This is a genomic window from Bradyrhizobium sp. CSA207, assembly GCF_029051685.1.
GTDB lineage: Bacteria > Pseudomonadota > Alphaproteobacteria > Rhizobiales > Xanthobacteraceae > Bradyrhizobium.
The window spans coordinates 89571-99073 of record NZ_JAACFT010000032.1; the positions used below are offsets into that span (position 1 = coordinate 89571).

At 56.8% G+C, this 9503-nt stretch carries 11 protein-coding genes and 1 pseudogene; 10 read left to right on the forward strand and 2 right to left on the reverse strand.

What is annotated here, in order from left to right; all coding sequences use genetic code 11:
• Positions 1-44 precede the first annotated feature (44 nt).
• Together GWG65_RS30555 and GWG65_RS30560 are read left to right on the forward strand one after the other, a co-directional pair.
• Positions 45-1196, forward strand: a complete 1152-nt coding sequence (locus GWG65_RS30555; RefSeq protein ID WP_148745519.1) for a glycoside hydrolase family 88 protein — start codon at positions 45-47, stop codon at positions 1194-1196.
• A gap of 132 nt (positions 1197-1328) precedes the next feature.
• A pseudogene (locus GWG65_RS30560) lies at positions 1329-1610 on the forward strand (TonB-dependent receptor); the annotation flags it as partial.
• 20 nt (positions 1611-1630) lie between these two features.
• Here GWG65_RS30560 and GWG65_RS30565 read toward each other — a convergent pair.
• Positions 1631-2320, reverse strand: a complete 690-nt coding sequence (locus GWG65_RS30565) for a methyltransferase (protein ID WP_275199190.1) — start codon at positions 2318-2320, stop codon at positions 1631-1633.
• A gap of 817 nt (positions 2321-3137) precedes the next feature.
• On the opposite strand from GWG65_RS30565, the gene GWG65_RS30570 reads away from it, so the two are divergent.
• The 8 genes from GWG65_RS30570 (at position 3138) to GWG65_RS30605 (ending at position 8345) form a co-directional block, all read left to right on the forward strand.
• Positions 3138-3377, forward strand: a complete 240-nt coding sequence (locus tag GWG65_RS30570; protein ID WP_275199191.1) for a hypothetical protein — start codon at positions 3138-3140, stop codon at positions 3375-3377.
• Between the two features lie 36 nt (positions 3378-3413).
• Complete coding sequence (locus GWG65_RS30575) at positions 3414-3896, forward strand: excisionase (protein WP_275199192.1); 483 nt, start codon at positions 3414-3416, stop codon at positions 3894-3896.
• Positions 3897-3982: 86 nt separating this feature from the next.
• Positions 3983-4186: a hypothetical protein gene (locus GWG65_RS30580; RefSeq protein WP_275199193.1), complete on the forward strand. Its 204-nt coding sequence runs from the start codon at positions 3983-3985 to the stop codon at positions 4184-4186.
• Positions 4176-4301, forward strand: coding sequence for a hypothetical protein (locus GWG65_RS30585; RefSeq protein WP_275199194.1), 126 nt, complete (start codon positions 4176-4178; stop codon positions 4299-4301). The genes GWG65_RS30580 and GWG65_RS30585 overlap by 11 nt, the downstream gene beginning before the upstream one ends.
• A gap of 260 nt (positions 4302-4561) precedes the next feature.
• Entirely contained in the window at positions 4562-4828 is a 267-nt protein-coding gene (locus GWG65_RS30590) for a hypothetical protein (RefSeq protein WP_275199195.1), read from the forward strand.
• A 136-nt stretch (positions 4829-4964) separates the two neighbouring features.
• A complete protein-coding gene (locus GWG65_RS30595) occupies positions 4965-6008 on the forward strand; it encodes a nucleotidyltransferase domain-containing protein (protein ID WP_275199196.1) in 1044 nt (347 codons plus the stop codon).
• Positions 6009-6064: 56 nt separating this feature from the next.
• The gene (locus tag GWG65_RS30600; protein WP_275199197.1) at positions 6065-6196 is read left to right on the forward strand and encodes a hypothetical protein; all 132 of its coding nucleotides are present in this window, start codon (positions 6065-6067) and stop codon (positions 6194-6196) included.
• A gap of 1051 nt (positions 6197-7247) precedes the next feature.
• A complete protein-coding gene (locus tag GWG65_RS30605) occupies positions 7248-8345 on the forward strand; it encodes a HigA family addiction module antitoxin (RefSeq protein ID WP_275199198.1) in 1098 nt (365 codons plus the stop codon).
• Here GWG65_RS30605 and GWG65_RS30610 read toward each other — a convergent pair.
• Positions 8342-9094, reverse strand: coding sequence for a reverse transcriptase domain-containing protein (locus GWG65_RS30610; RefSeq protein WP_275199199.1), 753 nt, complete (start codon positions 9092-9094; stop codon positions 8342-8344). The genes GWG65_RS30605 and GWG65_RS30610 overlap by 4 nt on opposite strands.
• Positions 9095-9503 lie beyond the last annotated feature (409 nt).

The following is a 9503-nucleotide window of genomic DNA, read 5'->3' on the forward strand; positions in this document are numbered from 1 at the left end:
TCCCGCGCTTCGCGGCGCAAAGAGACCTTTGTTGGACCAAGACCATGTCGAAAAGCAACTATCTCTCTGCGCGCGAGCGCATGCTCGCTCGCATTGCCCAGACTTGGGAGGCTGCAAGCTCAGGCCTACCACACTGGGCGAGCAGTGTGGACGGAAATTGGACTTTCACGTCCGATGGTGATTGGACCGGCGGGGCGTTCGTCGGTGAGCTCTGGCTTGCGCATCTGGCCGATCCCGGGCGGTTCGCAATCGCTGATGCGCACGCCGCGCTAGCTCGGATGTTGCCACGAGCCCAGCGCCGCACGGCGTTCAAGGGATTCGGCTTCTATCACGGCGCCGCGCTCGGCAGCATTCTCTTTGGCGACGCGACCGCACGCGAAGCTGCACTAAGTGCGGCAAAGTCGCTTCAGGAGATGTTCGATCCGCGTCTAGGGCTAATCCCATTGGGCAATGATGCCGAAGAGGCCAGCGCTGTCGGGACCGCCGAGAGCAGCATCGATTCACTCCAGGCGACGGGCCTGCTTTATTGGGCCTCGGACCAGCTGGGCGACTCTCGGATGGAGGAGGTCGCCAATGCACACATGCGACGTGTGCTGGAGATCCATGTGCGCCAGGATGATTCGGTCATTCAATCGTCCACGCTCGACCCGCACACCGGCAAGGTTCTCAAAACGCACACCCACAAGGGATATAGCGACGTCAGCACCTGGGGACGGGCGCAGGGATGGGCGATGCTCTACACCGCTCACGCCGCCATGGTTCGTCCGAGGGAGACATTATGGCGCGAATACGCGGTTCGGGTATTGGACTGGTGGATTGATCACGTCCCTGCAGATCTCGTTGCCTACTGGGACTTCGATGATCCGGCAATCCCCCACACCAGCAGGGATACCGCGGCAACTGCCATTGCTGCGGCATCGGCACTGCGGCTGGCCAGCGCGCTAGGTCCTGACGAAGGTTCCAAGTACAGAGAATTCGCCGAGCGCACGGTGACGCAGCTAATCGCGGACTATCTCACCCCCATAGCTCCCGGTGACCAGCGCGCGGCTGGAATGCTGATAGGCGGGTGCTTCACACGTAAAGCCGTCGTGCGCGAAATCGATGCCGCGCGAAACGTCGAGCTGATCTTCGGCAGCTACTTCCTGTTTGAATGTCTTGCCCTCCTGACAGGCTTGGTGCCGCCTGGACGGATCTAATGTAGCTGCGCCGATGCTTGCCAGGTTCCGAGACTGTCATAAGGGCCGCCCCCAAAAAGGCGGGTGCTGTTCTTCAGTCGGCATATTCGCGAAGTCAGTGCAGTTCGACAAACGTGCTTCCAGGCATTCCCCATGACACGTCCGGCCGAACCGCTCGAACCGGTACCGGGATTAATCCTAGTAAAGCCAACCAGTATTTTCTGCGCGGCTATTATCTAGATCACAGCACCGGACTTGCGATCTTTGTCGACTATGTGCCGGTCAAGATGGACACCATGCACGCGGGCAAGGCTACGCCGATCTCTTACCTCGCCGTTGAACGATTTCAGCTCGGTCGGGAACATGCAAATTGGCCTGATCGACTGCACCGCCAAGGGCTTGGCGCCGATGACCGCCGGCAGGTTCGGCTACCGCGCTTCTTCGGCAAGAGACTTTCATCGTGCGGATAGCTCCCAAACAATTCGGACGTGCCCGCCTGGAATGGTCGGTCGGAAAATGTGCATGTCTCTGACGCGCAGCTTACTCTCATTGATCAAGTTCATGACGTGCCCAACATCTCCCTGATCGGAGAAAATGATATACATCGCTCCCTTCGGACTTAACCAGACGTGCGCCCCTCCGACCACGGCGGCCATCACCTTGTGATCTTCATCGAAACACGAACGCTCCAGATCGTCATTGGCCTTGCGGTTCCAATAGGGGGCCGCAAAGATAATGGTATCAAATTGTGCTCCAGGTTGTAGCGCAGTATAGGTATCACTCTGGAGGGCTTCGGCTCGATCCGCATAGCCTAATCGCTCGATGTTTATCTTCGTCGTGAGAACGGCCTGCGGATTTATATCGAGAGCGACTAGGCGTCTTGCCCCGGCACGGAGTGCTGCAAGGCCCAGCACACCGGATCCGCACCCCAGATCGAGTACCGCCGCGCCGGGCTCGATATGCCATTTCGAGATCAGTGCGTCCGGTGCGTGGCTTAGGCGCGGTGACAAAACCCCGGGCAGAATGTGCAAAGACATGCCGGCGACTTCGACATCGTGCGGATCATTGTCCAAACGCAGTTCGGCCAGCATTGCATCAACGTCTGTAGTTTGGCTACGTACGGATGCGCCGAGCTGGGTGATCATTTGAGCCTCCATGATTGGTTAGCGAGCGGCGGGAGTAGTCCAGCGCAGCAACACGGTCGGGCCAGAAGCCTGCGAAACCAGCAAGCCGCTCAACGTTGCGCTCGATCAGCCGACCGAAAAGGTTGGTCCGCTCGCGCGCGCTGTTGCACCTGTCGGATATGGCCCAAGGAAGAATATTGCTCATCTGGCCGCGCCCACTCGCTCAGTATCGTGCTTGTCGATAGCAATGGCCGTGCCAACCGGAGCCGGATTAATTTCGAGCTGGGTCTAAACATGTGCCCGCACAGCGGTTGTTACCGGGCTGTTCCAACCATAGGATCGAGCGCGAAAAGTTCGCGGTCCCCGGGGACGCTGATCACAAGCGCCCTAACCACACAGTAGGGCTGTCTCCTCAACCTCCATGAAGCCCGAGTACTCGATCGGCATCATCTCAGCCCTGATATAGTCGTGCCGCTGATGTCTGGGCGGCGGCGATCAGGGTGAGACGCGGTCTCATCCTGATTGTCGCGCCATACATGTCCGCTTGGGAACAAAAATGCCGGAACACGACAAGGCGCTGGGCCGTACGTGTGTTTCGGACGCGGAGTTTGGCGAGCGGCACGGCAATTCCTGGATGAGCAACAAGAGCTGCCGCGGCGCCGCAGGGGAGCGGCCGTCGCTCTTCCTGAGCCGGCTTCGTTCCACAAGCCGGCGGTTGGCTGGCCTCGGACAATGCTCCGGTTGCTGATCGCGCTATTGCTCCCGGGGGTCGCGGCTCCCAGGCTGGGGCTGATCGATCCCCAGTGTTTGCCGCCGCCGCCGGCTAGACTAGCAGCTCGTGCAGGCCGGCGAGCACTATAACGATATTTCCGCGAGCCTGCTGCGCGCCATGAGCTGTTCCTTGATCCCGGTCGCGCTGGATCGTCCCGCTTGGCCTTGCCGTCGGCTGGTATGCGCGGCTCGGCAATCTCTTGAACCAGTTCATCGAGATTTTCCGCAACACCGCTCGCTCGCGCTGCCGCTGTTGATCCTGTTGCACGGCATCGGAAAGATAGCGAAGATCACCGTGGTGATCTAATTCGGAAGACCTAGTTGCGCGAGGGGGGCGACCCAATTGTACGATTCCACACCCCATCATTCGACAAACGAACGTGCTGGGTTTATTTCGAACGAGACCTTTGCAACTCTGCCACACCTTACCGATCCATTTGGCTCTGCTGTTTCGAAGAAGCGATCGATGAGCAATCGAGCGCAAGCTGAAATTACGCCCGACACCCCTCTTCGCCTTGCTGATGCCGTGAAGATCGCCTTTCCTTTAGGAGGCATGACGGTCGCGGGCTTACGTCGTGAGCGCGATCGTAACCGATTGGTTATCGAGAAGATTGCCGGGAAAGAATTTACAACGCTGGCTCATATCGAACGGATGCGAGAGCTATGCCGCGAAGAAGCAATGGCGCCAGACTTCAGCTCAAGGCCGCACGCCGAAGCAAGACCGGAAGGATCACTCACCAAGCAACCTGGATCATCAGGGACAGCGCTCGGGATGTCAGCACAGGCTGCGCTGCAGATGAGATTGCGGCCGCGGAGGAAAAACTAAGGGACTACATAACCTCTAAACACACCCCGAAGCGACGGGTCCGCCACATAGACGATATCGCAATCGCGGATGTCCTCTCAATTTATTTGGATGGGCCGCTGGACAAGCTTTGCGGCCGTTTCAATGTCGATAGCGAAAGCGAAGATACCATCCCCGATATCCGCAAGTTCAAGAAACGAATCGGACGATTGAACGAGTGGTGGGGAGCAAAAATGCTTGGCGAGGTCAATGGGGAGGCATGTCGCGCCTATGCCAAGAACCGCGGAAAGAAGGGAGGGAATGTCGCTTGAGGTGCTGCTCAACACCTATGGCCATCACCATCCCGATTATTTGTCCGACGCCGTCGAGAAAATCGCCAAGCGCGATCCAGCCGGCGAACGAAAAGTGCACGTATCTGTGCGGTGATTCCGATCAGCCGAAACGGCGGCTGATAATTGCTGATTTCATCGGTGGGCCCGGCAGGAGCATCCACCACTATCGTAAAGCCCCGATTTCTAAGCGCGGTCTGTTATATCTCACTTTGCTCCACATCTAACGCGTGCGCACATCCGCTAGCAATATCCGGCCGCTATGTAGCGTAGGAAACGCGATGGGAGGTGGAAGGGAGCAGGAAAACATCTGATGGTCAACGCTAGCCAAGTCTGGACTAGCAGCTGTAGCAAGCGATGCTGCATACCGACCTCCTCGAAACACTGCTACGGGTCGATCTTGCCAACTACGTACGATGGCTGCCGAAGCATCTGAGAGAAGCTTTCAAGCACTACGAAGAAGGCGTTCCCCTGCGGGTGATCGAAAAGGAAGCGGTCGATCTGGTGCCTTGGACGATCGGCAGTTGGCAGGATCTCATCTATCAACTGGATCGCGATGTTGCGTGCGCGGAAGAGGAGACCGAGAGACACGCGCTGAACCGGTGGTTCGATGGAGGCGGGTAGCCAGGCGGATGGAGACAAAAGTTCCCGGTTTCAACAGTTTGGTTTCATTTTGTATGGAACTGTTGAAACCTTTGATTTTCAATGATAAATACGGTTTCAACAGTGAGGGGCCTAAACTGATCGAAGTGTTGAAACCATGGATTTTCAAGAGCTTAACAATGATCAGCGCCGCGAGGTGGTCAATAGCCAGCAGCGCTTTCAGGCCTTGCGGGACGCCAAGGAGGCCTACGATGCTCATCGCGGTTCCCTGACCTGGGTAGAGTCCAAAGGACACGAATACCTCGTCCGGAGCTACTACGATAAAGCGGGCCTCCGAAAGCAAAGCTCGCTCGGCGCGCGCTCAGCCGAAACCGAAAAGATGAAGGTCGACTTCGAGGCTAAGCGAGCAGCGGCGGAAAACCGACTGAAGAACTTGCGTGGCACGATGGACCGTCAAGCCGCGGTCAATCGCGCACTCGGCTTGGGTCGCGTCCCTCTGATCGGTGCCCGCATCATGCGCGCTCTCGATGGCTTCGGGATGTTAGGTTCCGGCATTCGGATTCTCGGAACAAACGCCATCTACGCCTATGAGGCCTCCTCTGGCGTCAGAATCGATCCTAGCTTGGCCACGACGGAAGACATCGATCTTCTGTTCGATGCGCGCGGCGGCCTTACGTTTGTGGCGGACGACAAGGTTTCCGAGTCTTCGCTGCTGAAGATACTCCAACGTGTCGACACCAGCTTCGAGCGTGCCAAGCAGACGTTCCGCGCCGTAAACCGGGACGGCTATCTCGTCGATCTGATCAAGCCTATGCAGAGCCCTCCTTGGAAGAAGGCCCCGGATAAAATAGGCTCGGACCCAGAAGACCTGACTGCCGTTCAAATCGAAGGACTCGATTGGCTGCAGAATTCGCCGGCTTTCGAGGCAACCGCGATCGACGAGAAGGGCGAACCGGTGCGCATCGTCGCTCCAGACCCGCGGGTTTGGGCCGCCCATAAGCTTTGGTTGTCCCGGCTTGCGGGCAGGGAGCCGCTCAAGCGACAACGGGATGCGGCGCAGGCGGAAGCCGTCGGGGCTCTGGTCGCGAACTATCTCACTCACCTGCCATTCGACGCAGAGCAGCTGAGGATGCTTCCAAAAGAGGTGGTAGACAGCGCGGAGCCGCTCTTCGCTAAGAAAGACACCGCGGCCCGAGCCTAACAGGCGGGTTCGAAAGACCAAGGCCGGCATATCCGGCGCCGATCATCGGCGGCACCATGATGATGATCAGCATGATGCTGCTGCTCATCGGCATGCCGACGATCATCGTGAGCGGCATTGTCACCGGCATCATCATCCTCAGCACCAGCAGGGGCATCGCGATGGGCCGCCGCCTGCTGACGCCTTAGATTGATCAAAAATCGATTGTGATCACCGCAAAACCGCTTACCTTACTCACGGCGAAATCTTCGCGGCGTTAATGTTCGGCTTCAGGCGTGGCCGCTGATTTTCCATTACCGGGCATCGACTTACAAAATCGGGTCGTTCTTAACGCCCGAAATCGAGTCGTTCTTATAGTGGACGTATATTTCCGGCGGCGAGCAGCAGCAGCTCCTGCCGCTATACCAACAAGCTATGGATCTTCCAAGCTGGCACCGCCGGCGAGCCGGCGCCAGCACCCTGCTGACCCACGTCAGATCATAACCAAAGTTGCGTTCAATGGACGCGAATCCTCTGATTTGCACCCACGGCCGAATGTGTGCGGTGTTAATGTTCTGAGCTGTGCTCAGACGCCGATTTCTGATCATCGGGCAGCGATCTACGAAACCGAGTCGTTCTTAAAGCCCGAAATCCGATTCGCTGTAGTGAGTCGTTTCTTATAGTGGACCAACAAAAATCGCCAAGCGCGATCGAGCCGGCGAACGAAAAGTGCACGTATCTGGTGCGGTTTCTGGTGCGGTGATTCCGATCAGACGAAACGGTGACTCGTAAGTGTTTGATTTCCTTGGTGGGCCCGGCAGGACTCGAACCTGCAACCAGACCGTTATGAGCGGCAGACTATTGATCAGATCCGTTGATCTTCGTGCACTTATGTTTGATTTCGTTCACGTTCGTTGCGTTTCGTTCATGCCGTTTCTGGTGCGAAACTGGTGCGGTAAGTCCAGCCAAAACCGACCGGTAATCTTCAAGCAGGTCCATAGTACGTGACCCAATCTTCGGTATCGCGCCGCGCACCACTTCAACTATTTAATTCGGCTTAAGCAGACATTGATTGGTGCGAATGCGTACCATCGGGCAGTTCGCTATAAACGAGAGCCAGCAAATGAGATGGTCAGAGGCTGGCGGCCACTAGACGACCGATTCCATGAAACCTGCGGTCATTGAGCAGGTCGAGTTGGTGGAACGGACGAGTTGTTGGCGGATTCCTCGTTTGCGGTCGGCGAAACGAGGAACTGTATCATGGCAGGATGGCGGCGAACCTTGATGTCGCAAGAGCAGCACATATTCGAGCCGGACTACGCGCTCAGTCCAGGTACATTCCTCGAGGAAAGTCTCGACGCGATGGGAATCTCGGCGAGAGAACTCGCTCGTTGTTGCGGGCGCTCCGCGAAACTGATTGTCGAAATACTTTCGGGCAAGGCACCCGTTGAACCAGAGACAGCCTTGCAGTTCGAAAAGGTGACGAATGTGAATGCCACGGTCTGGCTCAATCTTGAGTCTGGGTACCGCCTCCATCTCGCCAGGCAACTCGAAGAGGTCAAACTATCCGATAGCTTTTCTTGGGCGCGTGAGTTTCCCCTGCGCGAGTTGCAGGAAAGAAGGATAATTGCCCGACCAAAGGATCAAGCGGATAGTGTACGCAAGCTGCTCCAGTTCTTCGGTGTCGCAGGCATAGACGCGTGCGAAGCTTCGTTTGCCTCGTACTCAATTGCATATCGTCACTCACCCTCCTTCCAAACTGATAGGAAGTCCTTGTACGCCTGGCTTCGCGTTGGCGAGATCGAGGCTGATGCCATCGATTGCAAAGATTTCGATCGCGCGACTTTCCTGAAATCGCTTACACGGCTCAGAGCATTGACGGTGGAGAGCGTTGACGAAGTTCTTCCTCAAATCGTGAGCATTTGCTCCCGCGCGGGAGTCGCATTTGTGCTTGCGCGCCCACTCGGAAAGCTGGCTCTAAGTGGGATCTCTCGTTGGTTGACGCCGCGGAAGGCTCTAATTCAACAAACGATGCGACATAAAACTAACGACCACTTCTGGTTCACATTCTTCCATGAAGCGGCGCATCTCCTCCTTCATAGCCGGAAAGCGGTCTTCATTGTAGATCCTGGGGCCAATACGGCTGAGGAAGAGGAAGCTAATCGATGGGCTGCCGAGTTCTTGATCCCCACAGGAGAGCTCGCCCGTTTCGTTCGTTTAGGTGACTTCTCTGAAGAGGCAGTCGCTGAGTTTGCAAGCGAGCAGGGAATTGCGCCTGGCATCGTCGTTGGGCAACTGTGCTTGGGAAGAATGACGCCTGTTGCGATGACTGCAAAAGCGATGGCTCAGTCCGATTAGAGAGCGTTTTGTTCTTTGTCCCCGCATGCGTCAGCGTAATTGCCACCAGATACGTCCTCGATCAAAATTTGCAAAACTCCGTGCGCGGACCCGGACAGCGGACCATTCGTGGCATCCTTGCCAGACGTCGCGGAGATAAAGTCGAAGGCATCTTCCTCAAAGCTTATCTTGGCGCGAACCTTGTCGAGCCGTGCAGGCGCGCGAAGCCGAGCGGCAAGAATGAACTCGATCTCGTCCTGCTCGTTCGGGCGACCTCCCTTAAGTCTTATCGCGTTTCCCACGATCTCGCTGATTTGAGCGAGATAGCCATCAATCTTTTCGACCAGCAGTCGACCGAATTCGGAGGCGGTTGCCTGTACCGACGGCGGCTGCATCATGAAATCCTGAAAGTTCGCTCGATAGGCGTCAACCTGTATCTTAAGAGCCATGATCTTGCGCTCGTCTTGCCGGCGCGCGTGAAGCTGCATGCGCGTTTTGGTCGGATTGATCGTAAAATTCGCGCTCTCGATCTTCTGGACGAGGCCGTTTCTCCACCCGGCCTTGGTTTCAACGGCCAAGGCAGAGGGAAATTCCTTCTGGTTCGTGTAAAACGTGAGGTCGTCCGCATAGCGCGTGTAGGTGCAGCGGTGCTTCTTTGCGAGTGTTGCCAGGCGGATGTCGAGGCAATGCGTGAGCAGTTCAGATATTATTGGCGAACAGGGGCTTCCCTGAGGCAGCACCTCCTCGTGGCAGGCGATTTGCGCAACCAAGGTGGCGGCCTTTTCGCTCAGCAGAAATCTTTGGTCTTTAGAAAATAGCCCCGCACCCGGCCAAAATTGAGCGTCGGGAAGAAGTCCTTTAGATCAAGATTCAGGACATAACGCCGCTTGCGGTGCGCCTTCGCGTTGGTGAGAATGGAATGCGCGTGCCGAAAAGCATGGGACAGTGTGTTCTTCCGTCCCGACTGGGCTTCGATCTCGGCTACGCACCTATAGAGTATCTTGGCGAGTTCACGCTGAAGGCATTTGATTCGCGGGGCAGGCGCGTCGATCGTAAGCGCGAATTTCTCCGCACCTTTTGCGGTTGAGTGCTGTGATGCATGAGGTGTCCACCAAATTAGGTGGACACCTTGTGATGGCAGACGATGATCAGAAACTGCGAGTCAGGCTTGTTGGCCGG

Bases quoted from the DNA above. Each gene is read 5' to 3' on its own strand.
- GWG65_RS30555 (WP_148745519.1), top strand. From the start codon at position 45: ATGTCGAAAAGCAACTATCTCTCTGCGCGCGAGCGCATGCTCGCTCGC.
- GWG65_RS30565 (WP_275199190.1), bottom strand. From the start codon at position 2,320: ATGATCACCCAGCTCGGCGCATCCGTACGTAGCCAAACTACAGACGTT.
- GWG65_RS30585 (WP_275199194.1), top strand. From the start codon at position 4,176: ATGTCGCTTGAGGTGCTGCTCAACACCTATGGCCATCACCATCCCGAT.
- GWG65_RS30590 (WP_275199195.1), top strand. From the start codon at position 4,562: ATGCTGCATACCGACCTCCTCGAAACACTGCTACGGGTCGATCTTGCC.
- GWG65_RS30595 (WP_275199196.1), top strand. From the start codon at position 4,965: ATGGATTTTCAAGAGCTTAACAATGATCAGCGCCGCGAGGTGGTCAAT.
- GWG65_RS30600 (WP_275199197.1), top strand. From the start codon at position 6,065: ATGATGATGATCAGCATGATGCTGCTGCTCATCGGCATGCCGACGATC.
- GWG65_RS30605 (WP_275199198.1), top strand. From the start codon at position 7,248: ATGGCAGGATGGCGGCGAACCTTGATGTCGCAAGAGCAGCACATATTC.